This window comes from Candidatus Nitrosomarinus catalina, assembly GCF_002156965.1.
GTDB classification, from domain to species: Archaea; Thermoproteota; Nitrososphaeria; order Nitrososphaerales; family Nitrosopumilaceae; genus Nitrosopumilus; species Nitrosopumilus catalinensis.
This window is the reverse complement of record NZ_CP021324.1, coordinates 1,255,401-1,282,035: the sequence shown is the minus strand read 5'-3', so window position 1 is coordinate 1,282,035 and position 26,635 is coordinate 1,255,401. Positions and strand designations below refer to the sequence as shown.

The window sequence follows — 26,635 nt, the reverse complement described above, 5'->3', positions numbered from 1 at the left end:
ACCTCGTTTTTTGCCCTCTTATACTTTAGCTCATTATTTGAGTTAAAAATTTAGAGATTTTACTTGCAAATGCTAACGTTACAAAATGGATTCCAAAACCTAAAACTGCTCCAATTACTAAATTTCCTGTACCAAAGTAAATCCCTAAGAAAATCCCTAATGGCGGTAATGAGAAAATCATACCCATGAAGGTACTAACCCAAATTGTATTAATCATGGTCTCTGTTGAAATATCGTTTTTCTTTTTAGGGAATCTAATCATTTTACAAATTATTCTTCTTGCACGATTAATTTCGACATTGTTACTTCAGTAGGAATTTTTTGTTCTACTGCATATGCAATTGCTGCCAAGTTTCTAACTTCAAATGAGGTCAATTTTGTAATTCCCACAATTGTTGCAAAACTAAACATTTTTGAAAATGATCTAGTTGATGCGTTGTAAAGTGCCATTTCAAATGCTCTTTCAAATTCAGCTACTGCATCTAATTCATTTTCATTTTGAGAAATCAAATTCTTATATTTTGTATTTGTTAATTCACCAAATGCATCTCTAATTGATGCAGCAGAAATCATTCTTCCCAACAATTCTTTTGTAATTGTTGCTGTTTGTGCAACAATCAAATCTTGAATTTGTGCTTCCTCCAAACCCCATAATTTTCCTCTAATTACACTTAGAAGATTATAGAAGTCAACATCCATTCCAACTAATTTTATCACGTCTCTGTCTCTGGTATTTTTTAAAGCACGACCTAACTGAAGATATAAAATTTTATCAAAATAAGTGTCAAAAATCTGAAGATTTTTCTGTTCATTGTACAATGCTGCTGCTTTTGAAATTTCTTCACCAAATTGTACAGAGTTCAAACTGGCAACTGTTTCTTCAAGATCTTTGGAAACTAGTGCTTTGATTATGATGTCTCTTTGTTTGATAAGTTCTTCAGCATGTAAGTTGATGTGAGTTTCAATTTCTTCTTGTGATTTATCTAATACCTTTCCTTTCAAAATTAACTTCAAATTTGATACAATGAATTTCATGTAATATGCATCTAAAATTGGTGAATCTCCGGCTGTTTTAGCAATTGAATAATGTACATCTGCTAAATGTCCTCGTAGGCCTGATTCTATTCCTTGTGATGTGTATGGTTTTTGAACATCTGAAACTGCATCACCATAAATTGTATTTTTAATTCTGGTCATTAATTCTTCAAGATCTCTTGATTCAGCTAATGTCTGAAAATCGGATCTATTGAGTAATTTTCCTCTTTGACTGTATGATTTAACAGATGCATAGACGTTTTTGCCCATAATGAAGCGTCATGAATTACGGATTTTAATGTTTGGCGATCTCAATTGGGATGAATTTTTACCCAATTTTATCTAAAAATGCGGTTGCTTCCTTTTTTTCAGGATTTGTAAATTTCAAAAATGCTGTAAGAATTTCTTTTTGAATAACTAGACTTTCATCTGATAATTCCTTTAATTTTGTAAGATCAAATGGTAATAATTCCTCAATTTTATCTTCACAAAATGCTTTTACATATTTCTGAAAAATTGAATAGGTGAAATTTGGACTATTAGTCATGAATTTCATCAAAATTTTCTCAAACTCTTTATCTTTTGAATCTGATATTGAAAAAAATTCTTTTAACTGTAATGGCATATTTTCAATTCCATTAATTGCTAATCCAACTAGAATTCCTTTTTTTGTTAAATGATAATATGGAATTCCTTTTTCTTGTAATGCTTTAGGTCCTCTTTTTAGTGGTAATCTGCCATCTTCTTCTGCGATCTCCATAGGGAGTAAAATTTCATCTAGATCTCTGAAAATTCCAGAATAGATATTTTTCCAAGCAATTTCTTGCTTTTTTGCAATTTTTTGTGAAATACCAGTTCTTGTTCTTTCAGCGGGATTTCCACCACTTCCAAGAATTGTGATGATTGCTCTTTGTCTTTTTGCTTCTCCTGTTAGATCGTTATCTTTAGTCTTGAATGTATCAAAAATTGCTAATTTCCCTTTTGACTTTCCCTTCATTTAATCACCTTTAACATAAATTTCATTTTCTATGTTACTATCATAATATTTTATTATATAATAAGTTACTTTTTGATTAATTTTAAGGTCTTCAATGCTTTAATAATATTCAATTTCGTTAAAATTTAATGAATTCTAGAAACTACAAGTATGCTCTATTACTTGTAGCCGCAGTATCTATCACAGCAACTGGTGCAATGTCAACAGCATTTGCACAAAGCGTTGATGATGGTATGGACGGATACGTCGCAGGAACCAGTGGTATCTACACTGGTAATCCTAACGAATGTTGGTACGATAGTGATGATGATGGAGTTCCAGATTTACCTTGTCTTATAGACACAGGTGATACAGCCTGGATGCTCACAGCAACATCAATGGTACTACTCATGTCACCCGGAGTCGGTTTCTTTTATGGCGGATTAGCCAGATCAAAGAACATCGTCAACGTACTTGGTATGACCCTAATTGTAATGGGTCTCATGTCAGTACAATGGGTTCTATGGGGATACTCACTAGCATTTGGCGGAATTGATTCTGACGCAAATATGTTCATGGGTAACTTGGATTATGTTGGCTTCAACATGGTATCTGCTTGGGCACCGATAGGTGAACTAGGCGCATGTGCTGACACGTGGTCTGCAGCTTATCAGATGAATGAATTTAAGGACGGAGACTATTGTAGTCAAAGTTGGCCTGGTACAGTACCTCACCAACTCTTTGCAATGTTCCAGGGAACCTTTGCAATCATCACCCCAGTACTCATTATTGGTGGTTTGATTGACAGAATCAAATTCAGCGCATTGATGATATTCGTACTCTTATGGGGAACCTTCGTTTATGACCCAATAGCACACTGGGTCTGGGGAGGCGGATACATAGGAGGAGGATCATTAGACCTCGATCCAGATCTTTCACCATCCTACGCATTAGACTTTGCAGGTGGTACTGTAGTACACATTTCTTCAGGATTTGCGGCATTGGCCGGAGCTTTAGTCCTAGGCAGACGTCTTGGATATGGCAAAGTCCCAATGGAACCACACAACATCCCAATGGTAGTCCTCGGAACAGGAATACTCTGGTTTGGATGGTTTGGATTCAACGCAGGTAGTGAAGTAATGGTAGACGGCATTACCGTCAGCGCATGGACTGTTACAAATACCGCAACTGGTATGGCTGCAGTTACTTGGGTGCTCATGTCTTGGGCACATACAGGAAAACCAAGTATTGTAGGAGCCGCATCAGGAGCAGTAGCAGGATTGGTAACAATCACACCAGCTTCAGGTTGGGTAGGTCCAATGGCTGCAATTATTTTGGGAATTGCCGCTGGAACAGTTTGTTATGCATGTGTAGCATTCAAGAACGCACGCAAATGGGACGACGCATTAGATGTATGGGGAATACACGGAATGGGTGGTCTTACAGGTGCAATTTTGACTGGTACATTAGCTAGCCCACACGTTTGGGATACTGGAGACGGTATCGGAGCATGGACTGGCACCGCAGAAGGAATGGAACAGCAAGCAATCAGCATCATAGGTGCATTAGTATCCATAGGATATGCATTTGGTGTAACCATTGTAATTCTAAAAGTAATGGATGCCGTTTGGCCTGGCGGAATCAGAGTCACTCCAAAAGAAGAGGAGATTGGTCTCGATTTGGCACAACATGGCGAAAGAGCATACGTAAACGAATAGAAAAAACACCCTTTTTTCTTCTTTTTATTTAATTGTCCCTTACACTGTGTGTAATGGATTTTCCTAAAATTTTCATGAACAAAACCAAATGAATTTACATTTCAATATTTAATCAAATTTATGTTGATTTCCACATCTGAATTAAATTCAATTTTAGATAACCCTGATGTTGTTATTGCTGACACCCGCTCTTTCAAAGAATATTCTGAAGGTCATATTCCAGGAGCAGTTCATTTGGACTTGTTTGCATTTCATTGGATTGATACAACAAAAAAGGGAATTGAGAATTTTAATGATCAAGCAAGAAAACTATTTTCATTTCTTGGCGTTACTTCTGAAAAAAAAGTTATCTTTTATGATTCTGTCTCTGGAATGCTTGCAGCAAGAGGTGTATGGATGTTGATGTATTTTTCACATCAAAATGTCTCTATGCTAGATGGAGGAATTACAAAATGGAAAAAAGAAAACTTGTCCATTGAAACAAAAGCAAATAATTTCAAACCATCAAATTTCTTAGGAAAAATCAATCCCGATATTATTACTGGATTTGAACATATTAGAGACAATCTTGACAATTTGAAAATAATTGATGCTCGTTCTACTGGTGAATATGATGGAAGTATAGTCAGAGCTGCTCAAACTGGTCATGTTCCTAGATCCATCAATATTGATTGGAATCAAAATATCTCTGAAGATGGTACTTTCAAAAATGACGATGAATTATCTCAAATGTATGACTTTCCAAAAGATTCTGAAATTGTTACTTATTGCCAAGGTGCGTATAGAGCTGCCAATTCTTTTTTAGTTTTAAAAAAACTTGGATTTCAAAATGTCAAAGTCTATTTGGGATCTTGGGGTGAATGGGGAAATAATATGGATCTTGCTGTAGAAGAATAAGTTCTGAAATTAATTTTAAAAATTTATTTTTTCTTCCAGATGAATTGGTTGTAAATTAGTTCTGGTCTAATTTGTCTAAATGGTTGTGAACCACCATTGTACCATTTTGTAAAGAATTCATACAAGTGCAATCTGAGTGACTGGATGTATACAATTAATCCTTCAATCATCATAATTCCCAAGTTTCCTCCAATGATCATTGCCATTGCTGCACCTGATTCCATTCCTCCTAGAGAATTAAATGCATTGTTAACTGTCATCAATAACGCAGCATGCACAAGTAACATAATTCCAAGTCTGGCATAACTGATTGTGTGAGCTAACGCTTCTACTGTTTTTCCTAGGAAAACTTCCATTACGACATTTGCTGCAGAACCTCCATCTTCAGGATGTTTCTTTGCATGCATAATTCCTCCAATCATCATCATTGTCATTGATACAAGTACGATAATTACTGCAATTCTTGAGATAATCCAAACTTGAGCCCAATCTCCTAAGAATACTGTTACCCAAGGAACTGCTTCTGTATGCACTTTAGAATACATGTTCATTACATCATAGTTTGCACCAATTGCACACATCATAATTACTACAATTCCGCCGTATAGTGTGATGTTTGGAATTGCTTCCATGTACATTACGAATTTTTTACCTTCTTGAGCTAATCTCTTAACATGTAGAACCATTGCCCAAACTAAATGTACAATTCCGATGAATAATGATACTTTTAGAATATTGATTACTTGATCAAATGTTAATTCTGCAACACTGATAATTCCTACAAGCCAACTTACTGAATGTAAAGCTCCTCCTTTTTCTAACAATCCTTCTAATGGTCCCATATGATCTAGGTGGAACCCAAACGCTTCACCAGCTCCAACACCTGCAATAGCTGCTGATGCTCCAGAGATTGCAATTAGCATTCCCCATCTTGAAAGATTACCTTGTCCTTTGAATTTGAATAATAATCCCATTCCCATTAACAATAATCCGTGACCCACATCTGCAAACATTAATCCGTAGAAAATTGGCCACATCAAAGCAATCATAGGTGTTGGGTCAGCTTCTCCTTTTCTTGGAATTCCCTGACTTTCTGTAATTACTTCAAATGTTCTAACAAATTTCTTGTTATCAAATAGAGTTGGAACTTGTTCTTTTAATTTAGGATCTGTAATGTCTTCAGATACAGACATCCATTGTTTTGTTGCATTCTTAAATTTCTCTTCCATCTTTACTGGAATGAATCCTTGAATTACTGCAAAGTTTTTGGTTCCACCTGGTTTCCTTAATGTTTCAAGTACATCTTTTGCAACTTGAGCCTCCTCATGAATTGCTAAAATATCACGTCTAATTTTCTTTGTAATTTTTGCAACTTGTTTTGAAAGTGTTGATTGCTTTGCAGTTAATTCTTTAATTTTAGCCTCAGCCATTGAATATGCTTCAGATGGAACTTGAGGAATTCCTTCAGGAATGGAAAATGGATTTGCATTAAAACCTCTGAGTACTTTGAGTGCTTTATCAGAATCCTCAACACTGGCAATTACTAAAATTGCAGATTTTTCTTTAAGTGCTAAATCATATTTGTAAAATGTAATACCCTCTAATGCTCTGCTGATTTCCTCATAATCTTTTGAATCAACAACAAATAGATTTGTGTAAAAATATTTCATTAATCCAAATCCTGAAAGATCAATGTTTAGCTTCTTTGCAACTTCTAATGTTTCTTTAAGTGATGTATATTCTTCAAGTGAGCGTTTTGTATCTGCTTGCTCTTCTAAAAGTTTGGCAGGTTCATCAATTATTGATGGTGTTCTTTTAATCAAGTCATTTACCATGTCTTCAATTTCACCAACTTCATAGTCTTTCTTTTTGATCATTGTTCCTTTGAACATAATCTCAAGAATTCCTACCATAGGTGGAACTCCTAGGCCTTTGATTACATCGTCAATGGATTGATATGTTTTTTGGGCCTCTAACAATAAATCATCAATTTCTGGAGTTACTGTATCATTATCAGTATCAATTTTGTGAAACCATTCAAATTCAGTTAATCTAGAAATGGCTTTTGGCGACTCAGATCTTGGTAAAATTATACTTCCGAGTTTCAGATCAGCTATTGCCAAGTTAATCCTCTGAAAATTTCTTAGTTTTTAATATCTTTCTCAACAGAATTTTCTTTTCCAAACATTAAAATCTATTATGAGTAAACGCGTGATATTGGCAAATTCTTCTCTTGAAAAGACGATTGACAAAATTCTCGATCAGACTGAACAGGATGTATTGTCCAATTTAGATGGAGCACTTAGCGATTCTCATCAAACTCTTGACAATTCTGTGACTAAATTAGAGGATGAATATGACAAAATTGTTGCAGATGGACGAAAAGAGGCAGACAAACTAGAAAAACAAATAGTTGGAAGTTCTGACATTGACGCCAGAAATAAACAACTTTTAGCCGTTGAAGACGCTGTTTCTAGAGTTTTCACAAAAGCAGTAGAAGAAATTTCAAATTCTGATCGCAGTGGCGATTATGCAAATCTCATTAAATCATTATTAGATGAATCCACCAAAGTCTTAGGAACATCTGAAGTTACAGTATTTACAAACTCTAAAGATCGTGATGTAGTTCAATCAACTTTGGGTAGTTTTGCTGGTTCTGAATTATCATCAGAAACAATTGAATGCATTGGTGGTGTTAAAATCCAATCTAAAGATGGAGCTATGAAATTCGATAATACTATTGACGCAAAGATCGATCGATTAAAGCCTTTAATTAGGAAAGAAATTGCAACAAAATTCGGGGTAAAAGAATAAGATGACAGCACAAGGCAGAATTGTATGGGTAAGCGGTCCAGCAGTTAGAGCTGATGGAATGGCTGATGCCAAAATGTATGAAACTGTCACAGTTGGAGATTCAAAATTAGTCGGTGAAGTAATTAGACTAACTGGAGATGTAGCATTTATTCAAGTTTATGAATCAACTAGTGGATTAAAACCAGGTGAACCAGTAATTGGAACCGGAAACCCACTTAGTGTATTATTAGGTCCAGGAATTATTGGACAACTTTATGACGGAATTCAAAGACCACTAAAAGAATTATCAAAAGCATCTGGATCATTCATTGGTAGAGGTATTACCACAACTCCTGTTGATATGGAGAAGACATACCACTTTGTTCCAACTGCAAGTAATGGCGATGAAGTTTTACCAGGTAATGTAATTGGAACTGTTCAAGAAACTGATCTTATTGAACACTCTATTATGGTTCCACCAAACCACCCTGGCGGAAAAATTTCAAATCTCGTATCTGAAGGAGATTATAATTTAGAAACTGAATTAGCAACTGTTGAAAAAGACGGTCAAAACGTTCCACTCAAAATGTATCATAAATGGCCTGTACGAAAACCACGTCCATATAACACAAGATATGACGCAACAGTTCCATTACTTACTGGACAACGTGTAATTGATACATTCTTCCCAATTGCTAAAGGAGGAACTGGTTCAATTCCTGGAGCATTTGGAACTGGAAAAACTGTCACATTACACCAAATTGCAAAATGGGCTAACTCACAAGTTGTTGTTTACATTGGATGTGGAGAAAGAGGAAATGAAATGACTGAAGTATTAGTTGAATTCCCACATCTTAAAGATCCACGAAGTGGAAAACCTCTAATGGATAGAACTGTCCTTGTTGCAAATACTAGTAACATGCCAGTAGCAGCAAGAGAAGCAAGTATCTACACCGGAGTTACAATTGCAGAATATTACAGAGATATGGGTAAAGACGTAGTTCTTGTAGCAGATTCAACAAGTAGATGGGCTGAAGCACTAAGAGAAATGAGTGGTAGATTAGAAGAAATGCCAGCAGAAGAAGGTTATCCATCTTATCTTGCATCTAGATTAGCAGAATTTTATGAAAGAGCAGGTCGTGTTAGAGCAGCTGGAAGTCCAGACCGTGATGGTTCTGTAACTTTGATTGGTGCTGTTTCACCATCTGGTGGTGACTTTACAGAACCAGTTACAACACATACAATGAGATTTATCAAAACTTTCTGGGCATTAGATGCAAAACTTGCTTACTCTAGACACTATCCATCAATTAACTGGATGAACAGTTACTCTGGTTATCTTGGCGATATTGCAAAATGGTGGGGTGAAAATATCAGTGAAGATTGGTTTGGAATTAGAAATGAAGCTTATGGAATTTTACAAAGAGAAGATACTCTAAAAGAAATTGTAAAACTCTTAGGTCCAGATGCATTACCTGATGAGGAAAAACTCATCTTAGAAATTGCAAGAATGGTAAAGATTGGTCTCCTTCAACAAAACTCATTTGATGATGTTGATACATACTGTAGTCCAGAGAAACAATTCAAATTATTGAAATTAGTTGTTGATTTCTACAAACAAGGTCAACAATCTCTTAAAGAAGGAGCATCACTTGCTTCAATTCGTGAATTACCTGTTGTCACATCATTGCTTAAAGCAAGAATGGATATCAAAGATGATGAGATGCCAAAACTTGATCAACTAGAAAACGATATGAAAGAACAATTCAAAAATATTTCAGGAGTGAAAGTAACAAATTGACCACCGAAGGCGGAGTTCAATACAGCAAAATTGCTGAAATTAAAGGACCTCTCGTAGTTGTTGATGATGTAGAAAATGCAGCATTTGACGAACTTGTAGAAGTTGAAACTAATGATGGTGAAAGAAGACTAGGTAAAGTTCTTGAAGTTGGAAACGGAAAAGCAATCGTCCAAGTCTTTGAAGGAACTACTGGATTATCTATTTCTGGAACCAATGCAAAATTTGTTGGTAAAGTTATGGAAATGCCAGTATCTAAAGAAGTGCTTGGTAGAGTCTTTGATGGATTAGGAAGACCAAAAGATGGATTACCTGATCCAATTGCTGATAAATTTATTGATATTAACGGTGAACCAATGAATCCAGAACAACGTGAATATCCTAAAGATTTCATTCAAACTGGTGTATCTGTAATTGATGGATTAATTACTCTTGTAAGGGGACAAAAACTTCCAATCTTTTCAGGTTCTGGTATGTCACACAACTTACTAGCAGCACAAATTGCAAGACAAGCATCAGTAGTTGGTACTGATGATGATTTTGCTGTAGTCTTTGCAGCAATTGGTGTGCAATACAGTGAAGCAGAATACTTTAGAAAAAGTCTTGAAGAATCTGGTGCACTAAAAAGAAGTGTTCTATTTTTGAATACAGCAGATGATCCTGCAATTGAAAGAATTATCACTCCTCGTGTAGCATTAACTGTTGCAGAGTATTTGGCATTTGAATTGGGAATGCACGTTTTAGTTATTCTTACAGATATGACAAACTATGCAGAAGCATTAAGAGAAATTAGTGCAGCAAGAGAGGAAGTTCCTGGAAGAAAAGGATATCCTGGTTATCTTTACACTGACCTTTCAACTCTTTATGAAAGAGCCGGTAAACTAAATGGTAAAAAAGGAAGTGTAACACAAGTTCCAATTTTATCAATGCCATCTGATGATATTACTCACCCAATTCCTGATCTTACTGGTTACATTACAGAAGGTCAAGTAGTAGTTGGTAGAGATTTATTCAGACAAGGCGTATATCCACCAATCAATATTTTGATGAGTCTTAGTAGATTAATGAAAGACGGAATTGGTGAAGGAAGTACAAGAGATGATCATGCTGAAGTTGCTAACCAAGTTTATGACGCTTATTCAAGAGCACAAGAAGTTAGAGCATTAGCAGGAATTGTAGGTAAAGCAGGATTAACTGAAATTGATTTGAAATACATGGATGTTGGTGATGTCTTTGAAAAAGAATTCCTTTCACAAGCAACTGATGAAAATAGAACAATTGAAGAAACACTTGCAATCTTGTGGAAGATTGTTTCAAAATTACCAAAGAACGAGATTACTAAAATCAAAGATAAGCACGTAGAAAAATATTATCAGGGCGAATAATAAAATGTCATTTGGACAAAATGTCGCTGCTACAAAAATTGAACTTTTCAAATACAAAAAATCAAGTCAAGTTGCTGTAATGGTACAGGGTATTTTAGATGATAAACGTAAAGTTTTGTTAAAAAATATTGAAGAAATGATTGAAGAGGCTTCAAAAGCTAGAGGGGGAATTTGGGATCCATTACAAGATATTTACAAATCTGTTAATGAAGCATATCTGGCATTAGGCACCAATACTGTTGATTCTGTTGCAGAGTCTACTCCTCCTGTAATGGAAGTTGATGTAAATGTTAGAAGAGTTGTTGATGTTAAAATTCCTGCATTGTCAGTAACTGAAAAAGATACAAAATCAATGCCTTATGGATTTGCAGATACTAATTCCTCAATTGATAGAGGGGCAAAACAAATCAAAGAATTATTGCCAAAAATTTGTAAAGCTGCAGAATATGAAAATTCTATTTTTAGCCTTGCAAAAGCACTAGAAAAAACACAAAAACTGCTAAATGCACTAGAAAATGTAATTATTCCTCAATATCAACATAAAATTAGATTTATTCTTGCTACTCTTGAAGAAAGAGAAAGAGAAGAATTCGCAAAGTTAAAAAAAGTGAAGGCTAAGATGGAGAGTAGGAAATAATGGCTAAAGAAGAAATAAAAAAACTAATTGAAGATTCCAAGAAATCTTTAGATCAGGATAAAGATAATTTTTCAAAATCTATCAAAGATGATCTATCTAGTTTTAAAAAGAAAACACTATCCAAAATTTAATTCAAATTCTTATCATGATTTAAATAAGGAATCTATCGAGTCCAATTTACAATGAAAACTATTGTCTTGTTACTTTTGGCAGCAGCAGTAATTTCAGTTATCGGATCAACTGGTGTAGCATATGCACAAGAAGATGGTGCATCAAGTGATGGATCATTGAAAATTCTTGGTGCAGGTTTAGCATTTGGTCTTGCAGCATTTGGTGCAGGTATCGGCTTAGGTCAAGTCGGTGCAGCAGGTCTTGCAGTAATCAGTGAAAACCCAGCATTGCAATCAAAAGTATTCATCTTCGTAGGTATGGTCGAATCAATCGCAATCTACGGTATAGTTATGATGTTTATCATCTTAGGACAATAGTCCTTACTACAAACTTTTCAATTTTTAATTTTATTTTCTAATTGTATTTTATTTTACTTACATCTAATATTCTTGCACAATATCTGCATTTGAGAACCATACCATCTTTGTCAATCACATCCATTATTGATTCGATATGCTCTGTACTGTTTGTAATGCAATCGGGATTAGTACAACGAAATATTTTATCAATTTCATTTGGAAGTGCAACTCGTCTTTTTTCAATTAATTTGTAATTTTTTATAATATTGATTGTTGCTTTAGAGGCTATTATTGCAATCTTGTTTGTATCATCATCTTTTAGAAATTTATTTTCTACTTTGATTATGTCCTTTTTCTTTGATTTTCCACTTGGAACATTCATGGCTAAAGTGATCAAACTGCCGTCCTGACCATCAATTCTTAGGGCATCGAGAACCTGTAGGCCCTTCCCTTCATCAATATGATCAATAACTGTGCCTTCTTTGATTCGTCGAACCATTAGTTCAGACTGTTCCATCAGAATACTTTGTATAGTCACTTGTATATATTATTGAAAGAATGAATGAATTCTACAACAAGGACATTATTTCAATTAAGGATTTTAGCAAGGATCAATTAGAAAAAATCTTTACATCAACAGATAAGATGATTCAACTAGATTCATCTCAAAGACGAGAAATTTGTAAAGGAAAAACTTTGGGGTATTTGTTTTATGAACCGAGTACTAGAACACGTCTAAGTTTTGACTCTGCAATGGCATCAATTGGAGGCAACTCCTTAGGAATTTCAAACATTTCATCTTCATCAACTCAAAAAGGTGAAAGTCTCGCAGACACTGTAAAAATAATGTCTATTTATTCAGATATTCTTGTTTTGAGACATACTTTGGATGGCTCAAGTAGATTTGCTTCAGAGATTTCAGACAAGCCTGTAATTAATGCTGGTAGTGGTACTGAAGAACATCCTACTCAAGCAATTCAAGATTTGTATACAATCAAAAAAGAAAAGAAAAAGATTGATGGATTAAAAATTGGTATTGTTGGAGATTTGAAATATGGAAGAACAGTTTACTCACTATTGTATGGTTTAGGTAACTATGATGTTGATGTTCGCTTAATTTCACCAGAGTCTTTGAGAATTAGATCTGATTCAACTTATGACATTAAAAAGAATATTGACTTTACTGAATCTACTAAACTTGAGGATCATATTGATGAACTAGATGTTTTGTATGTAACACGAATTCAAAAAGAAAGGTTTCCAGATGAAGAAGAATATCTAAAAGTAAAGGGCAGTTATGTAGTTGGACAAGATTTAGTTAATCAAATGAAGGATGATTCAATTATTTTACATCCATTGCCTAGAATTGATGAAATTTCTACTGAAGTTGATAAAACAAAAAATGCTAAATATTTCCAACAAGCTGAATATGGAAAATATACCCGTGCTACATTGTTAGGTCTAACATTAAATGAAAATGGATTCTAATTTCTTCACCTTCCGTATTCCATATATTTAGAAACCGAAAAAGATGATTAAATGAGTGAAAAAAAAATTATTCCAATTTTTCCATTAGACTTAGTTTTGTTTCCTAGACAGGAACTACCTCTTAGGATTTTTGAGCCTCGATACAAACAACTTGTAGATGATTGCATGCTTGGTGATGGCCAATTTGGTGTTTGTTTGATTGATGAACAAAATTCAGTTAATGGATGGAATTCTCCAAAATTAGTTGGAACAATTGCCAAAATTAGTAAATGTGAGGATGTTGAACTTGATGGATTACAACTTCATATTGAAACAATGGGCAGAAATTCGTTTAGAATAAAAAAAATTATTCCACCTGTCCTTTCCCAACCTGATAATTATGATCCACTTTCAGTTGAGGGTCATCAAGAAATATCAAAAATTCATGAGGAAATTGGTACTCAAGAAAAAATGTACATACAAGCTGAAGTTGAATTGATCCCTGAAATTGATGAAAATATTTCTTTAGTACGATGGAAGTCATTAATTGAATTATGGAAAAAGAAAATTATTCATCAGGCCTTACCGCAAATTGTTGAATCTCATGCCCTAGATCATGTTTTAGAACAATACTATCTAACTAGCGATTCCCCAACTATTGATTATATTTACTCTCTAGCAGCACTTGGTGCAAAGGATCCTAATGAACTTCAACCGCTTTTAGAAGCAACAACTATGGAAGATCTTATTGAAACGACCAAAGAATTACTGACAGTAAAATAGGTCTATAATTGGAGAATAACGTTGTCAATAAAAAAAATTTTTATTTTTTCAATCATCTTTTGCCTGTTATTTCCAGCAAGTAGTGTTTACGGACATGGTTTAGGAATTGACACAATTTCTTCAATAAATATTCAAGAAAAACAATTTTCTGTTTCTATAGAAATGCCAATGTATTTTGAAAATGAACAGGAGCAAATTACAATTACTGCAACAGATAATGAAACTGATGAAAATGTAAATAATGTGACATATCTTATTGGAATTTTTTACAAAGATGAAATGATATTGAGAAATTACTTTTTCGCCGAAGATGGAATTTTACCAATTACTGTTACACCAACAAATGATGGGGATATTACAATTGTAGGAGAAAAGGATTCATTACTTGGAGCATGGTATGGTACTGAATCCAATCCCGTAGAAATCACAGGTCCAATTTTTAATTCAGGAGGATTGTACACCTTTGAAATTGAGATTAGAACTATTGATGAGCCCACAAACATCATAGAGGATTCTGGTGTGTATACTGCTGATTTAACCATTGTCGAGTCCAAATCTTTTACACAAAAAGATCAAAATAATCAAGATGTAGAATTTGGTACAAAATCATATTTTGATTCAATTTCAAATTTTCAATATGATTCTGATAAAAAAGAAGTAACTTTTGAAATGCCATTTGATTGGAATGAAAGTAAAATGTCTCACGTGAATGTTATTCATGTTGAAACACAGTTTCCAAAAGATTTTGAAGAATTTTTGAGTCCTAGTTACACTGGCCATGTAAATGACATCAAATTATTCAAATCTTCAGTTACTGTAGATGACTATACTTATGATGATGAACGTACTGTTCATTTTGTTTTACTGCAAGATCATCTTCGTTATTTGAAAAATGAGATGCGTGAATTAGAACAACCATTACCTGACAAAATTGAGTTTAAATTATCTGCAAGTGAAGAAACCAAATTTCCTTTAATTGCCTATACTGCAAGTGAGGAATTCAAAGTCAATTTAGCATGGGATCCTAAGGATATCGAGGTTGGAGTTCCAACTAATTTTGTTTTCACTATTAGAGATAGTTATACTGATTCACCAATGAGACTTTCTGATTACACATTTGTAATTGTTCAAAACAACAAAGAACTTCATCGTGTAAGTGATAACGCTGAAGTAGGTGGAGATTTTGAAAAGTTCACATTTTCTGAAGGTCAGACAGGACCTACAATAGTTAAATTTGAAAATATTCGAAATACTGGACAAGAAACAGAATTTGCTTTTGTTGTTTTTGATAAAACATTTGGAGAAAAGAAATCTGCAGCAGTTGAACAAGTTGTAGATGAACCAGTTGCATCACCTCAAGAGTCATCTGAAGAAGATGGAGGTTGTCTGATAGCTACTGCAACTTATGGTTCTGAGATGTCACAACAAGTTCAACAACTCAGAGAACTTCGTGACAACCAATTACTGAACACAGAATCTGGAACTGCATTCATGGGAATGTTCAACGACGTCTACTATTCATTCTCACCAGTTATAGCTGATTACGAGCGTGAAAATCCATACTTCAAAGAAGCAGTAAAGATTGCAATCACTCCAATGATTAGCACGTTATCCATCATGGAAAGTGCTGAAACTGAAAGCGAAGTCTTGGGACTTGGTTTGTCAGTAATTGCATTGAATCTTGGAATGTACATCGGACTTCCAGCATTTGGAATCGTTAAAGTCATTCAATTAAGAAAAAATTAGAAAAAGTTTTTGATAATCCTAGAGAAGTTTTTATGTATCCATGAGAGTAATCTCTTTATGAAGACTAAAGCAATTGGCTCAATTTTTCTATTATTTACTTTTGTAGCTGGAATGATTGCAATGTCACCAACAGGTTATGCAGATTATCTTCATCCTATACATCCTGTTTTTGCAGACCATCATGAAGTTACAATTACTCCAGTATCAGGTTCAGGTTCTGGTCCAGGTTGTGAATTAACTGATAAAGGATGTTACAGTCCTAATACTGTCACAGTATATGTCGGCAGCCTCATAATATTCTCAAATACAGATAACGTTAAACACACATTCACTTCAGGCTCTCCATCAGATGATGTTATTGGTACAGAATTTAATTCAGGAATGTTAGAGCCAGGTGCTTCTGCAGAATGGACTCCTGAAAATGTTGGAGAATTTACTTATTTTGATATGATTCATCCTTGGATGCAAGGAACAATTATCGTACAAGAAGGAGGAGACAAAGCTCATCCAGAAAAAGAAACTCACACTGAAGAAAAAGTTGTAGAAGAAAAAATTATTGAAGAAGTTGTAGATGAACCAGTTAAAGTTGAAGAAGTCATGAAGAATCTTGCAGCAGTTGAACAAGTTGTAGATGAACCAGTTGCAGCACCTCAAGAGTCATCCGAAGAAGGCGGCGGTTGTCTAATTGCAACAGCAGCATACGGCTCAGAACTCGCACCACAAGTTCAGATGTTAAGAGAAATTCGTGACAACCAGTTGATGAACACAGAATCAGGATCCGCATTCATGACAACATTCAATGAAGCATACTATTCATTCAGTCCAACAATTGCAGACATGGAACGTGAAAGTCCAGTGTTTAAAGAAATTGTAAAGGCTGGATTGACTCCAATGATTAGCACGTTATCCATCATGGAAAGTGCTGAAACTGAAAGCGAAGTCTTGGGACTTGGTTTGTCAGTAATTGCATTGAATCTTGGAATGTACATCGGACTTCCAGCATTTGGAATCGTTAAAGTCATTCAATTAAGAAAAAATTAATTTTTAATTTAAAGTGCTACTAGTTTTACTGTATCCATATTTTTATTTCTATGAAAATCTTGTGTCATTGTGTATCCATATTTTTATTTCTATGAAAATCTTGTGTCATTGTTGTAACTTGTTCTGCATCTCCATCAATGACAAATAATTCCATACACTTTTCTTTGTCAATTTTACTGTGAAGATGTGTTGTGATTAGGTCTTCAAAATTATGAGTAATCCCTGACACAAGTTGATCAAATTCATCATTGTGAACAACTAAAAGAATGGCGTGAATATTTCCTGATAAATTTGAATTTTGTTTTTCTTCAGAAACAAAACTTCTGATTCCAGCTCTAATTGCTTCTGATCTTCCTGAAAATCCCATTGTAGATTGTAATTTGTCTAATTCTGATAAAATTTCTTCATTCAATGATATTGAAACAATTGTCATATGGTATATCTTATTAAATATCATATAAGTTTAGCACAAATATTATTAACTTTTTATAGATTTATTAATAATAAAATAAATGCTAAGTAGAAAATGAAATTAGCACCCAAGAAAAATGATGATTTGAAAAATGAGGATTATCAAGTTCCCAATGAAGTGCAAATTTTGATTAATGATAATTCAGATGCATACAATCACAATATTTCAGTAAGAATCACAGATGGTAAATGCGAAATAAATCCAGAAGAATTATCAAAGATAGCTATGAAACGAGCTCTCGAAGCAAGACAGATAGCTAAAAATCCAAAGATTAAGAAAGTTGGAGATTTAACAAATGGAGAAGGGTTATGTTAAATGCAGTTGAAATTTCAAATCTCACAGTCAAATATCCCGAAGTAGTAGCATTAGATGATGTTAGTTTTGTAATTAAACAAGGTGATTTTTTAGGAATTATTGGACCTAACGGTGCAGGTAAATCCACTCTTTTTGATTCAATGTTGGGTCTAAATACAACATATAGTGGAACAATCAAATTTTTTGATCAGGATATTAAAAAATCAAAAACTTACCAAAAAGAAATTGGTTATGTTCCACAAAAACCTGAATTTGAAAATAACTTTCCTGCAACAGTTAGTGATGTTGTAAGAATGGGTTTGAGAAAAAAATCTGATGATAAAAAAGTAGATGAAATTTTACAACAACTAATGTTACATGAACTTCGTGATAGACGAATTGGCGCATTATCTGGTGGACAACTACAACGTGTATTTATTGCAAAAGCATTAGTTCATGATCCAAAAATTTTGATTTTAGATGAACCTAATACGGGAGTTGATCAACAAAACATAAATTTATTTTTTAGCATCTTAAAGGAATTAAATTCTAAACAAGGAATTACAATCATTTGGTCATCTCATGATTTAGATGCTGTAAACAAATTGGCAAACCATGTTGCATGCTTAAATCGAACATTGTTTTTTCATGGCGAATCTGAAAAATTCTTTTCTGATGACGAACTTGTGAAACAGTATTCTGAAGCATCTATGCAGGAACACATGCACCATCATTAATCATGTCTTTTGAAATTCTAACGTATGGATTTATGCATAGAGCATTAATTGCTGGAGCTGTAATAGCAATTTTATGTTCTGTAATAGGATTGTTTTTAGTTTTAAGACGTTATTCCTTATTTGGTGATGCACTTGCACATTCCTCATTTGGTGGAATTGCTCTGGGTCTATTTGCTGGAATTTATCCATTATGGACTGCTTATGGGGTATCGATAGTTAGTGCATTAATTATTACAAAAATTAAGGATAGATACAACATCTCTGGCGATGCCTCAATTGCTGTTCTTTTATCATCAGGCATAGCAGCTGGGCTTGTAATTATTAGTTTTTCAGGTGGATTTACACTTGATATCTTTAGTTTTCTATTTGGTAGCATACTTCTTGTTAGTGTAGATGATACAGTCGCAATTGTAGCATTAGCTGGAGTGATTTTAATGATAATTTTGTTATTATTTAGACAAATTCTTTATTCTACATTTAATGAAAAACAAGCTAAAGTTAGTGGAATTCCAGTAGAAAAAATAAATTATTTACTTATAATTTTGGCAGGACTAACTGTCGTTACATCCATTCAACTTGTTGGCGTATTGTTAATTTCAGCATTATTTGTAATTCCAAACGTTACAGCAATAATGTATGGCAGAAGCTTTAAACAAACTATGCTTATTTCTATGAGCTTATCAGTATTTTCTGTTGTTGCTGGAATTTTAATTTCATATGTATTTGATATTACCCCAGCTGGAACAATTGTTTTACTTTCAGTTGCAATACTTGCAATAACTATGGGAATAAAGTCTGCTGGATTATTATCTAAGAGTTAATTAAAGAATTCAATCTACGTTTATCGTAAATACTTTTTATAAAGAATAAGGAAGTTGCAATAATTCCTAAAGCAATTAGTGGAGATGCTATCTCCGTATATTTCATTTCAATATTATTCTCAATATTATCAATTGTCTTAACTTGCGAAAGATCTACTGGAAGTTCTATTGTGTTTATTGTACCAATTTTGTTTCCTTCTTGTTCAACAAACCATATTTTTCCATTTTTGTCTGATGTCACAAATTGAATAAAAGATCCTTCAGTTGGAATTGGAATTTCTTTCAAATCATTATTATCTGGATCATAAATTCCAATACTGTCAACTACGTGCTGTGCAAACCAAATATTTCCATATCTATCAAACGTCATTCCGAATGGAAGTGCTTCTTTATCTAATACAGAAATACTCTCAAAAGTCTCTAAAACTGGATTGAATTTTGTGATTGCTGCACCTGTATGTTCAGCAATCCATACATCCCCATTTTTGTCAAAGAGGAAATATTCTGGACCCTGAAGAGGAATTTCTTTTGAATATTGAGTCAGTTTTCCTTCTTCTGGATCAATTTTTCCAAATTTACCTGTGCCTGTAGCAGTATACCAAATATTTCCATCACTGTCTAATGATAATGCAAATGGAAGTGAGTCTTTTTCAGGTAATGCTACGTTTTTGAAAATATCTTCATTTGGAATATACTTCATAATTTTATTTTTGTTAACAATTGTAATCCAAATATTGCCATCAAAATCTGCTTGAATGAATATTGGTGTATTTGATACCGTTACTGGAGCAAGATTTGGAATTGTTTTTGTTGTAATTTCTTTTGTTGTTAAATCAATAAATCCAATTTGATTTCCTGGAGAATCTGTAAACCATATTTTTCCAGAATTATCCATAGTTAGAAATGTTGTAGATGACCCATCAAATGAATAAGAAGAAAATTCTTGTGTATCCAGTGAAAATTCCCACAATCTTGGTGCAGATGGATCACTTACCCAAATAGAATTATCCCCATCATATAATGGATAAAGAGGCTTTGCATCTTCTGGAAATTCATATTCAACTACTTGAGCTTGAACATTTTCTAATCTTGGCTTAATTAGTACATTCACAATTTTTGATTCATTTGCATTTTCAGTTCTTTGAGCTTCAATTTCCATTTGCCATTCTCCAGAAAATCCAAATGTTAACTCACCTTGAAATTCTGTTGGAATATCATTTTTTTCTTTAGTTATCTCCATTGGAATTTCAATTGGTGAAATATTTTTTGACGGATTTGCCATTTTTACTTTAATGGCATTTGCATCGTATATTGGATTATTATCAAAGTCACTTACTTGTACTAAAATTGTGTTTACTCCACTTGAAAATGGTGTAATTTGAATCTCAAATTTTGCATTATCAGTAAATTCAATTGTTTTAAATCCGTAGATGATTTCTTGTGCACTGGCATCTTGGAATTCCCCTTCAGGCAAAGTGCCGTTTGTCAATAATGCTACTACTCCTAATAGAATGACTCCTAATGCCGCATCAACTTTGAGTGATCTCTTTAATTTTCTATGAACATTAATTTTTCCAGAATGGTAATTTTTTTCTGCAGTTTTTTGTACCCTAAATTGGAAAAAGCCTCCTAAGGCAACCATTACGCTCGCAATTGCAATTTTTAGTATTATCAATTGCCCATAAACTGATTCAGTGATTAATCCTACATCACTTTCTAGGAACCACATTAGTAATGGACCTGTAATTATTACAATGCCAATTGATATGATAAATGCAATTGAAAATCTTGGAATTAATGCAAGACTCATTTTTTCCCTGCTCTCTTCTTTTAAGTTTGATAATGAAGGCAATAATGTAAAAACAAAATAAAATATTCCACCAATCCAAACTGCAGCAACTAAATTGTGGATATAATCTAGAATTAATGCTGGTGCTTCACCAGTTGCAGCACCATGACCAATTAGAGTTGAAGTTGAAATTAATGCCAACATGGCACCAAGCATTGGAATTTGAACTTTCTTGGTTACATTCGTTTTTCTATCTAATGCAAACCATAATCCAAGTAAAACAATAGTAATTATCATTCGAGCTAACCAAATAGTTCCAAAGTAAGTTTGAATTGCTTCTATTGGTGATGTTTCTAATCTAACAGTTTGAACAGCAATCATTAAGATATTAGAAATAAAAACTAGCATCAGTCCTATGCCGGTAATGGTCATGAATTTTCGATGATGTTTAATTTGAACTTGTTCTAATTCTTCTTTGATTGATTGTTTATTTTGAGTTCCCCAAATTATTAATGATGCAATAACAACTCCTAAAACAATTGTTTGACCAACAATTCCTGGAAATCTTGCACCAGCTTCTGGATAAAATATTAGATCAGTTGAACTTTGATCTTCTAATAACTTTGGATCAATAACAACATCTCCAACTGCAAACAAAAATGCACCAGGAACTAGATGACCATCAACTTTTGATAATACTTTAGTGGTAACTGTGTATACTCCATCTTCTAAAGGTTCAGTTGTAACAATTAATGATTTTTCATCTTCATAATAATTTGTGTCCTTATTATCAATTTGGTTTCCATTATTATCTAAAACTTTGATTACACTAAATTCTATTTCAACAGGTTCTGAAAAATATACAATTACTTCTGAAACTCCGGTTGGTGCATTTGATGATAAATCAGGAATGGTTTCATCTGTAAATGGATGTGCTGATACAAATGGAATTGATGAAACTGATAATACTAGTAAGACTATGAGAATTTTTTTCATTTACTAATTTACTCTTAATTGATAATTTAAACAGTTTTCAAAGTATTCGAAATTTGTACCAATCCACGTAAAGATAATAATGGCTATTTGCTATATGATAGTCGTGAAGATAGTAATTTTAGGTCTATTTGCATTATTGATTTCTTTTGGCATGGTCACACAATCTTATGCTCATACTACAGTTGAAGTTGAAAAATACAAAATTGAAGCAGGATGGGGTATAGAACCACCTGTTGTAGGAATTCGTAATTCTATTGTTTTCAAAATTATAGAACCTGGAGAAAGAGAAGGCACCTACACGGGCATCACTAGTGCATTTCAAAATTTAGATGCTACTGCAATGTATGGTGGTGCAAGTAAAAATATTGAAATCAATTCTGATCCAAAGCCTGGATATTATTTCTCACCAATAATCCCAACTAAAACTGGAAGTTATCTTGTAGATTTACAAGGCGAAATTCGTGGTGTAGTAGTTGACATACAAATTCCTGTTGAAGATGTTGAAAGTACATCCGTACTTGATTTTCCTCCAAAAGCAAGTGAGGGATCTGCTGATGTTTCTGCTTTGAAAAACGCAATTTCTTCCCTTCAACAAGATATTTCTAAATTAAAATCTGGTGAAACAACTACTTCATCTAATGGTGGTGAAGCATATGACTTTGCAATTTTTGGATTGTCAATTGCTGCTGCTGCAATTATCTTAGCGATAATTGCTTTAGTAAAAAGAAAATAGAAAAAGAGGAATTCCTAAAATCTTGGAACGACTCTAGATTTTGCAGTTACTGCTACGATGCTGATGATTGCTACAGCTAATACCATCATGGCAATTGTACCAAATTCTGGAACAACTTTTGCTGTTGTAACTTGACCTACAGGTCCAGTCCATGAATCTTCATCACCAGGTGCACCAATTCCTAAAGATACAACTTCAACATCTATTGGATTTTCATCAGAACCTAATGCATCAATTTGATGCGTTGCAATGAGTTCCATAGAGTGTAGTCCTTTTTCTTCAAAAACTACTTCACCGTTTTGAGTTGCAGTCAAATCGTAGTTAAGGTGTAATACATTGAATTCAAGTTCAATTTGAGTTCCTCCCATTACTTGTGAGTCGGAAATCATTACCATTAACTCTACATCTTCTGCGACTTCTTCATGCACCATATCATCGTGACCTTTGTCATCACCGTGATCGTCTGCATGTTCTTCAGCAGCTACTTCTTGTACTATGATTTCTCCAACCATCCAAGTATGTAGCATACAATAGTATGGTACTGTACCTGCTTCAGTTGGACTCCATTCAAATGCATCTCCGGACATTAGTACACCTGTATCAAATGTACCGTCAGGGGATGGAGTGAATCCATCAACAGTTCCTGATGTAAATGTGTGAACTCCTGTTGGATCAGTATTTGTCATGGTTACAACACCACCGACGTCAACTGTTGCAACTAATGGAGTGTAACAACCTGTTTCAACACAAGCTTGTGAGAATCCAGATTCCTCTACTGCACCAATTGCAACTTCGGCGTGGTCTGCAAAAGCAGCTGGTGCCATTGAGGCCATACCTGCTGCGATAGCAAATAGTACAAAGATTGAGCTTATTGCTTTAGTCTTCATTAATCCCATAGGAGTTTGTGATCCATAAAAATGTCTCTAGGATTATCAAAAACTTTTTCTAATTTTTTCTTAATTGAATGACTTTAACGATTCCAAATGCTGGAAGTCCGATGTACATTCCCAAATTCAATGCAATAATGAAGATAATCTGCATAACCTGTTGGTGACATTGCAATCATTCCAGCTACAAAAGTAAATAATAGAAAAATTGAGCCAATTGCTTTAGTCTTCATAAAGAGATTACTCTCATGGATACATAAAAACTTCTCTAGGATTATCAAAAACTTTTTCTAATTTTTTCTTAATTGAATGACTTTAACGATTCCAAATGCTGGAAGTCCGATGTACATTCCAAGATTCAATGCAATTACTGAGAGTCCGAGTCCCAAGACTTCGCTTTCAGTTTCAGCACTTTCCATGATGGATAATGTGCTAATCATTGGAGTCAATCCAGCCTTTACAATTTCTTTAAACACTGGGCTTTCGCGTTCCATGTCTGCAATTGTTGGACTAAATGAGTAATACAATTCGTTAAATGTTGTCATAAATGCAGATCCTGATTCGGTGTTCATCAATTGGTTGTCACGAATTTCTCTAAGCATCTGAACTTGTGGTGCGAGTTCTGAGCCGTATGCTGCTGTTGCAATTAGACAGCCGCCTCCTTCTTCATTAGATGGAACTGATGGTTGAGCAGCAGCTTCACCTACTAAGATATCAAACGTTACCGATTCTTTTGGAATTGGAGTGAATAATATTCCTTCAGCATCTATCTGAATATTATACAATCCATCTTTTGGAAATTCAAATTTGAATCCGTTTATGATTCCTTCAGATGTGTGAATTAAATTTGGAGTTTGAAATAATGTTTCACCAGATTCTGCAATTGTAATTCTATAATCTATATGAACTTGAGTTTTTTGTGTCATTGGATTAATGAATTCTATTGGTAACTTAGTTAATTCACCAGTTTTAACATCTTCGTAAGATAATTTGACATCTAATGTACCTTGATCTGTTGATAAAGTTTGAGATTCAGCAAATGCAGGAATTGTGAAAAGTGGAATTAATAATAAAACTAATAAAAATTTCATACCAGGAGTTTTAATCTAACAAATAAAAATTATACTCAAATTTTATCCAAAAAGATTACCACGCATAGAAGTTTGATATCATCTTTAAATATGGAATTAGCCAAATTTTCGTATTGTTTAAGCAAATTGGATTATTGATTATTGTAGTTGGAATTTTTACAATTCCTACGATTATTCCAGATGTATTTGCACATGGGCTTGGTGGGGATCAAGCTGAACCAATAACTTTTGGTGATATGGAAGTAACTGTAAGAACACAACTAGATCCATCTGATATCACTGTTGGATATCTTGATCCAACAAATATGCAAATTCGTTTCTTTGATACGTTAACTGACACGAATCTTGATAAGGTCACATATAGAGTTGAACTTTGGCAAAGTGGAGAGCTTTTAGCAAGAAATTTGTTTTATGATAATGATGGAAGACTAGATGTAAAAATTAAACCACAACTTGGATGTGACAAAGATCCAATTGAGACTTGTACAATTTATGGTGGTTCTGAGCACGCTAGCGCTCCAGGTGCTCTGTTTGTTCAAGGAGCAGAATGTAATGATGAAAATTTAGACATATGTGGAAGACCATCAATGACTGGTCCTATCTTTATTCAAGGTGGACTTTACAAGATTACTGTAGATATTGAAGCAGCTACTAGTCCTCGAAGTGTATTAGCTGAGAGATTAACTTATGAAACTTTTGTTAGTATTGCACAAGAACAAGATTTCTTTTTGAAAACAGCAAATGCTGAAGAAATACCAATTGTTGTAAAAACTTACTATGATGAGGTAGATAACTTTGCATTTGATACATCTGACAATTCAATCTCATTTGACATGCCATTTGATTGGAGTCCAGACTATGTTGATTTAGTGCAAGTTGTACATGAAGAAATTAGAGTTCCAAAAACATTTGCACCATATGGGGAAGGTAAACAATTCAAAGGCTATGTCAATGGTGTAGAAATTGATCAAAGAGCAATACTCAATGATCCTTATACCTCTGATGACACAAACATTGTACACTTCTTAATTTCTAAAAATGAATTGGTAGACATCAATAATAAATTAGGTCCAAATAATTTTGATAACCCTCAAATGGATTTCAAATTAGTTCCACTAGATGAAGCTGAAAGAAGTTCAACTGAATTTTATCTTGTAGATACTCAAAATTATGAACAAACTCCTACAACAGTAAATATTTCATGGGATGGAAATTATGGCGCAAATCAGGATGTACCTTTTGAGTTTACATTTTTCAATGAAAATAGAGACCTTATCAAAGATGTAAGATATACTTACGTAGTTATTGATGAATTTGATAATGAAATTGCAAGATATAATGGCGATGACTCAGTAAATCCAGGAATAGTTTCAACAGAAGGAATTGACATCCAAAATATTTACATTCCAACTGATGGACCAATTAGATTTGATATTCTAGTTTATGGAACTGGATTGGATTATGATCCAACATATTCTGGCATTGGTTCTACTATAATTGAACTAGGTCCAGGCACAACAAAATCTACTATTCCTAAAGAATCAGTGATTTTAGAAACTTCAACAATCCCATCCTGGATTAAAAACAATGCAGGCTGGTGGGCTGACGGAACAATTGATGATGATGCTTTCATTCAAGGAATTCAATTCCTAGTTAAAGAGGATATTTTAAAAATTCCAGATACCACACAAGGAACTAGTTCTGGAAATGATGTTCCATCCTGGGTAAAAAACAATGCAGGCTGGTGGGCTGACGGAACAATTGATGATGATGCTTTCATTCAAGGAATTCAATTCTTAGTTAAAGAAGGAATTTTGAGGGTTCAATAATAGATTTTTAAATAAAATTTGAGATAGATAAACATGAAAGACATCAATGATATCATGCCAAAAGTACCAAATATGAGATGGGGAGCTTTAATGAACAAACCTCCAACCAACAAAAAGTTTGAGGAAATGAATAAAATTTTTCCAGATAATGGTAAATGGCATACTGTGTTTGAAGAAAATAATTCAATTACAATTGATGGAAAAGAAATTCTAAAGAAAGATCCAAACAAGTGGACATAG

General features: G+C 33.8%; 28 protein-coding genes. 18 read left to right on the top strand and 10 right to left on the bottom strand.

Translation table 11 applies throughout. The features are described from left to right. Positions 1 to 25 precede the first annotated feature (25 nt). Genes NMSP_RS07760 through NMSP_RS07750 form a run of 3 tightly spaced genes read right to left on the bottom strand, consistent with a single transcriptional unit; the run spans position 26 to position 2,032 of the window. Entirely contained in the window at positions 26 to 262 is a 237-nt protein-coding gene (locus NMSP_RS07760) for a hypothetical protein (protein ID WP_086908203.1), read from the bottom strand. A gap of 8 nt (positions 263 to 270) precedes the next feature. Further along, positions 271 to 1,305, bottom strand: a complete 1,035-nt coding sequence (locus tag NMSP_RS07755; RefSeq protein ID WP_086908202.1) for a V0D/AC39 family V-type ATPase subunit — start codon at positions 1,303 to 1,305, stop codon at positions 271 to 273. A 58-nt stretch (positions 1,306 to 1,363) separates the two neighbouring features. Further along, positions 1,364 to 2,032, bottom strand: coding sequence for a hypothetical protein (locus tag NMSP_RS07750; RefSeq protein WP_086908201.1), 669 nt, complete (start codon positions 2,030 to 2,032; stop codon positions 1,364 to 1,366). A gap of 128 nt (positions 2,033 to 2,160) precedes the next feature. Between NMSP_RS07750 and NMSP_RS07745 the strand changes: the two genes are divergently transcribed. Together NMSP_RS07745 and NMSP_RS07740 are read left to right on the top strand one after the other, a co-directional pair. Continuing rightward, positions 2,161 to 3,729 (top strand): ammonium transporter, encoded by a 1,569-nt coding sequence (locus tag NMSP_RS07745; RefSeq protein WP_086908200.1) that lies wholly within the window; start codon positions 2,161 to 2,163, stop codon positions 3,727 to 3,729. Between the two features lie 120 nt (positions 3,730 to 3,849). Next, positions 3,850 to 4,626 (top strand): sulfurtransferase, encoded by a 777-nt coding sequence (locus NMSP_RS07740; RefSeq protein ID WP_086908199.1) that lies wholly within the window; start codon positions 3,850 to 3,852, stop codon positions 4,624 to 4,626. 23 nt (positions 4,627 to 4,649) lie between these two features. Here NMSP_RS07740 and NMSP_RS07735 read toward each other — a convergent pair whose 3' ends face one another. Beyond that, complete coding sequence (locus tag NMSP_RS07735) at positions 4,650 to 6,749, bottom strand: V-type ATP synthase subunit I (protein ID WP_086908198.1); 2,100 nt, start codon at positions 6,747 to 6,749, stop codon at positions 4,650 to 4,652. 76 nt (positions 6,750 to 6,825) lie between these two features. On the opposite strand from NMSP_RS07735, the gene NMSP_RS07730 reads away from it, so the two are divergent. Genes NMSP_RS07730 through NMSP_RS07710 form a run of 6 tightly spaced genes read left to right on the top strand, consistent with a single transcriptional unit; the run spans position 6,826 to position 11,727 of the window. Beyond that, complete coding sequence (locus NMSP_RS07730; protein WP_086908197.1) at positions 6,826 to 7,440, top strand: V-type ATP synthase subunit E; 615 nt, start codon at positions 6,826 to 6,828, stop codon at positions 7,438 to 7,440. Between the two features lies 1 nt (position 7,441). After that, positions 7,442 to 9,220 (top strand): V-type ATP synthase subunit A, encoded by a 1,779-nt coding sequence (locus NMSP_RS07725; RefSeq protein ID WP_086908196.1) that lies wholly within the window; start codon positions 7,442 to 7,444, stop codon positions 9,218 to 9,220. Further along, on the top strand, positions 9,217 to 10,602 hold the full coding sequence (locus NMSP_RS07720) for a V-type ATP synthase subunit B (protein WP_086908195.1): 1,386 nt from the start codon (positions 9,217 to 9,219) through the stop codon (positions 10,600 to 10,602). Before NMSP_RS07725 ends, NMSP_RS07720 begins: the two co-directional genes overlap by 4 nt. A 4-nt stretch (positions 10,603 to 10,606) precedes the next feature. After that, on the top strand, positions 10,607 to 11,239 hold the full coding sequence (locus NMSP_RS07715) for a V-type ATP synthase subunit D (protein WP_086908194.1): 633 nt from the start codon (positions 10,607 to 10,609) through the stop codon (positions 11,237 to 11,239). Further along, on the top strand, positions 11,239 to 11,370 hold the full coding sequence (locus NMSP_RS08725) for a hypothetical protein (RefSeq protein ID WP_264080393.1): 132 nt from the start codon (positions 11,239 to 11,241) through the stop codon (positions 11,368 to 11,370). The genes NMSP_RS07715 and NMSP_RS08725 overlap by 1 nt, the downstream gene beginning before the upstream one ends. Positions 11,371 to 11,421: 51 nt before the next feature. Then, positions 11,422 to 11,727: an ATP synthase subunit C gene (locus NMSP_RS07710; protein ID WP_192866170.1), complete on the top strand. Its 306-nt coding sequence runs from the start codon at positions 11,422 to 11,424 to the stop codon at positions 11,725 to 11,727. A gap of 37 nt (positions 11,728 to 11,764) precedes the next feature. On the opposite strand, the gene pyrI is transcribed toward NMSP_RS07710, so the two are convergent. After that, entirely contained in the window at positions 11,765 to 12,226 is a 462-nt protein-coding gene (gene pyrI / locus NMSP_RS07705) for an aspartate carbamoyltransferase regulatory subunit (RefSeq protein WP_086908193.1), read from the bottom strand. Positions 12,227 to 12,267: 41 nt separating this feature from the next. Between pyrI and pyrB the strand changes: the two genes are divergently transcribed. The 4 genes from pyrB to NMSP_RS08635 are packed head-to-tail and all read left to right on the top strand — an operon-like array spanning position 12,268 to position 16,746. After that, a complete protein-coding gene (gene pyrB / locus NMSP_RS07700; protein ID WP_086908192.1) occupies positions 12,268 to 13,197 on the top strand; it encodes an aspartate carbamoyltransferase in 930 nt (309 codons plus the stop codon). Positions 13,198 to 13,248: 51 nt separating this feature from the next. Then, a complete protein-coding gene (locus tag NMSP_RS07695) occupies positions 13,249 to 13,959 on the top strand; it encodes an LON peptidase substrate-binding domain-containing protein (RefSeq protein WP_086908191.1) in 711 nt (236 codons plus the stop codon). 21 nt (positions 13,960 to 13,980) lie between these two features. Further along, positions 13,981 to 15,705 (top strand): CFI-box-CTERM domain-containing protein, encoded by a 1,725-nt coding sequence (locus tag NMSP_RS08765; protein ID WP_318779014.1) that lies wholly within the window; start codon positions 13,981 to 13,983, stop codon positions 15,703 to 15,705. 57 nt (positions 15,706 to 15,762) lie between these two features. Next, positions 15,763 to 16,746 carry a cupredoxin domain-containing protein gene (locus NMSP_RS08635; RefSeq protein WP_225971277.1) on the top strand — a complete coding sequence of 328 codons (984 nt, stop codon included), beginning with the start codon at positions 15,763 to 15,765 and terminating at the stop codon, positions 16,744 to 16,746. 64 nt (positions 16,747 to 16,810) lie between these two features. Here NMSP_RS08635 and NMSP_RS07680 read toward each other — a convergent pair whose 3' ends face one another. After that, entirely contained in the window at positions 16,811 to 17,179 is a 369-nt protein-coding gene (locus NMSP_RS07680) for a CopG family ribbon-helix-helix protein (RefSeq protein ID WP_086908190.1), read from the bottom strand. A gap of 93 nt (positions 17,180 to 17,272) precedes the next feature. On the opposite strand from NMSP_RS07680, the gene NMSP_RS07675 reads away from it, so the two are divergent. Genes NMSP_RS07675 through NMSP_RS07665 form a run of 3 tightly spaced genes read left to right on the top strand, consistent with a single transcriptional unit; the run spans position 17,273 to position 19,070 of the window. After that, a complete protein-coding gene (locus tag NMSP_RS07675; RefSeq protein WP_086908189.1) occupies positions 17,273 to 17,533 on the top strand; it encodes a hypothetical protein in 261 nt (86 codons plus the stop codon). Beyond that, positions 17,527 to 18,249, top strand: coding sequence for a metal ABC transporter ATP-binding protein (locus tag NMSP_RS07670; protein ID WP_086908188.1), 723 nt, complete (start codon positions 17,527 to 17,529; stop codon positions 18,247 to 18,249). The genes NMSP_RS07675 and NMSP_RS07670 overlap by 7 nt, the downstream gene beginning before the upstream one ends. Positions 18,250 to 18,281: 32 nt before the next feature. After that, complete coding sequence (locus tag NMSP_RS07665) at positions 18,282 to 19,070, top strand: metal ABC transporter permease (RefSeq protein ID WP_086908187.1); 789 nt, start codon at positions 18,282 to 18,284, stop codon at positions 19,068 to 19,070. Here NMSP_RS07665 and NMSP_RS07660 read toward each other — a convergent pair. Further along, positions 19,060 to 21,855 carry a copper resistance CopC/CopD family protein gene (locus NMSP_RS07660; RefSeq protein ID WP_086908186.1) on the bottom strand — a complete coding sequence of 932 codons (2,796 nt, stop codon included), beginning with the start codon at positions 21,853 to 21,855 and terminating at the stop codon, positions 19,060 to 19,062. The genes NMSP_RS07665 and NMSP_RS07660 overlap by 11 nt on opposite strands. A gap of 94 nt (positions 21,856 to 21,949) precedes the next feature. On the opposite strand from NMSP_RS07660, the gene NMSP_RS07655 reads away from it, so the two are divergent. Then, positions 21,950 to 22,588, top strand: coding sequence for a hypothetical protein (locus tag NMSP_RS07655; protein WP_086908438.1), 639 nt, complete (start codon positions 21,950 to 21,952; stop codon positions 22,586 to 22,588). Positions 22,589 to 22,602: 14 nt separating this feature from the next. Here the strand turns inward: NMSP_RS07655 and NMSP_RS07650 are convergent, their stop codons facing one another. From NMSP_RS07650 to NMSP_RS07645, 3 genes are all read right to left on the bottom strand, one after another. Continuing rightward, positions 22,603 to 23,475 carry a PEFG-CTERM sorting domain-containing protein gene (locus NMSP_RS07650; RefSeq protein WP_086908185.1) on the bottom strand — a complete coding sequence of 291 codons (873 nt, stop codon included), beginning with the start codon at positions 23,473 to 23,475 and terminating at the stop codon, positions 22,603 to 22,605. Between the two features lie 83 nt (positions 23,476 to 23,558). After that, entirely contained in the window at positions 23,559 to 23,708 is a 150-nt protein-coding gene (locus NMSP_RS08560; RefSeq protein WP_192866169.1) for a hypothetical protein, read from the bottom strand. A 57-nt stretch (positions 23,709 to 23,765) separates the two neighbouring features. Further along, positions 23,766 to 24,566 (bottom strand): CFI-box-CTERM domain-containing protein, encoded by an 801-nt coding sequence (locus NMSP_RS07645; protein WP_086908184.1) that lies wholly within the window; start codon positions 24,564 to 24,566, stop codon positions 23,766 to 23,768. Positions 24,567 to 24,679: 113 nt separating this feature from the next. On the opposite strand from NMSP_RS07645, the gene NMSP_RS07640 reads away from it, so the two are divergent. Both NMSP_RS07640 and NMSP_RS07635 read left to right on the top strand, forming a co-directional pair. Then, positions 24,680 to 26,395 carry a peptidase gene (locus NMSP_RS07640; protein ID WP_086908183.1) on the top strand — a complete coding sequence of 572 codons (1,716 nt, stop codon included), beginning with the start codon at positions 24,680 to 24,682 and terminating at the stop codon, positions 26,393 to 26,395. 33 nt (positions 26,396 to 26,428) lie between these two features. Then, on the top strand, positions 26,429 to 26,635 hold the full coding sequence (locus NMSP_RS07635; RefSeq protein ID WP_086908182.1) for a hypothetical protein: 207 nt from the start codon (positions 26,429 to 26,431) through the stop codon (positions 26,633 to 26,635).

Bases quoted from the DNA above. Each gene is read 5' to 3' on its own strand.
- NMSP_RS07760 (WP_086908203.1), bottom strand. From the start codon at position 262: ATGATTAGATTCCCTAAAAAGAAAAACGATATTTCAACAGAGACCATG.
- NMSP_RS07755 (WP_086908202.1), bottom strand. From the start codon at position 1,305: ATGGGCAAAAACGTCTATGCATCTGTTAAATCATACAGTCAAAGAGGA.
- NMSP_RS07750 (WP_086908201.1), bottom strand. From the start codon at position 2,032: ATGAAGGGAAAGTCAAAAGGGAAATTAGCAATTTTTGATACATTCAAG.
- NMSP_RS07745 (WP_086908200.1), top strand. From the start codon at position 2,161: ATGAATTCTAGAAACTACAAGTATGCTCTATTACTTGTAGCCGCAGTA.
- NMSP_RS07740 (WP_086908199.1), top strand. From the start codon at position 3,850: ATGTTGATTTCCACATCTGAATTAAATTCAATTTTAGATAACCCTGAT.
- NMSP_RS07730 (WP_086908197.1), top strand. From the start codon at position 6,826: ATGAGTAAACGCGTGATATTGGCAAATTCTTCTCTTGAAAAGACGATT.
- NMSP_RS07725 (WP_086908196.1), top strand. From the start codon at position 7,442: ATGACAGCACAAGGCAGAATTGTATGGGTAAGCGGTCCAGCAGTTAGA.
- NMSP_RS07715 (WP_086908194.1), top strand. From the start codon at position 10,607: ATGTCATTTGGACAAAATGTCGCTGCTACAAAAATTGAACTTTTCAAA.
- NMSP_RS08725 (WP_264080393.1), top strand. From the start codon at position 11,239: ATGGCTAAAGAAGAAATAAAAAAACTAATTGAAGATTCCAAGAAATCT.
- NMSP_RS07710 (WP_192866170.1), top strand. From the start codon at position 11,422: ATGAAAACTATTGTCTTGTTACTTTTGGCAGCAGCAGTAATTTCAGTT.
- pyrI (WP_086908193.1), bottom strand. From the start codon at position 12,226: ATGGAACAGTCTGAACTAATGGTTCGACGAATCAAAGAAGGCACAGTT.
- pyrB (WP_086908192.1), top strand. From the start codon at position 12,268: ATGAATGAATTCTACAACAAGGACATTATTTCAATTAAGGATTTTAGC.
- NMSP_RS07695 (WP_086908191.1), top strand. From the start codon at position 13,249: ATGAGTGAAAAAAAAATTATTCCAATTTTTCCATTAGACTTAGTTTTG.
- NMSP_RS08635 (WP_225971277.1), top strand. From the start codon at position 15,763: ATGAAGACTAAAGCAATTGGCTCAATTTTTCTATTATTTACTTTTGTA.
- NMSP_RS07680 (WP_086908190.1), bottom strand. From the start codon at position 17,179: ATGACAATTGTTTCAATATCATTGAATGAAGAAATTTTATCAGAATTA.
- NMSP_RS07675 (WP_086908189.1), top strand. From the start codon at position 17,273: ATGAAATTAGCACCCAAGAAAAATGATGATTTGAAAAATGAGGATTAT.
- NMSP_RS07670 (WP_086908188.1), top strand. From the start codon at position 17,527: ATGTTAAATGCAGTTGAAATTTCAAATCTCACAGTCAAATATCCCGAA.
- NMSP_RS07665 (WP_086908187.1), top strand. From the start codon at position 18,282: ATGCATAGAGCATTAATTGCTGGAGCTGTAATAGCAATTTTATGTTCT.
- NMSP_RS07660 (WP_086908186.1), bottom strand. From the start codon at position 21,855: ATGAAAAAAATTCTCATAGTCTTACTAGTATTATCAGTTTCATCAATT.
- NMSP_RS07655 (WP_086908438.1), top strand. From the start codon at position 21,950: ATGATAGTCGTGAAGATAGTAATTTTAGGTCTATTTGCATTATTGATT.
- NMSP_RS07650 (WP_086908185.1), bottom strand. From the start codon at position 23,475: ATGAAGACTAAAGCAATAAGCTCAATCTTTGTACTATTTGCTATCGCA.
- NMSP_RS08560 (WP_192866169.1), bottom strand. From the start codon at position 23,708: ATGAAGACTAAAGCAATTGGCTCAATTTTTCTATTATTTACTTTTGTA.
- NMSP_RS07645 (WP_086908184.1), bottom strand. From the start codon at position 24,566: ATGAAATTTTTATTAGTTTTATTATTAATTCCACTTTTCACAATTCCT.
- NMSP_RS07635 (WP_086908182.1), top strand. From the start codon at position 26,429: ATGAAAGACATCAATGATATCATGCCAAAAGTACCAAATATGAGATGG.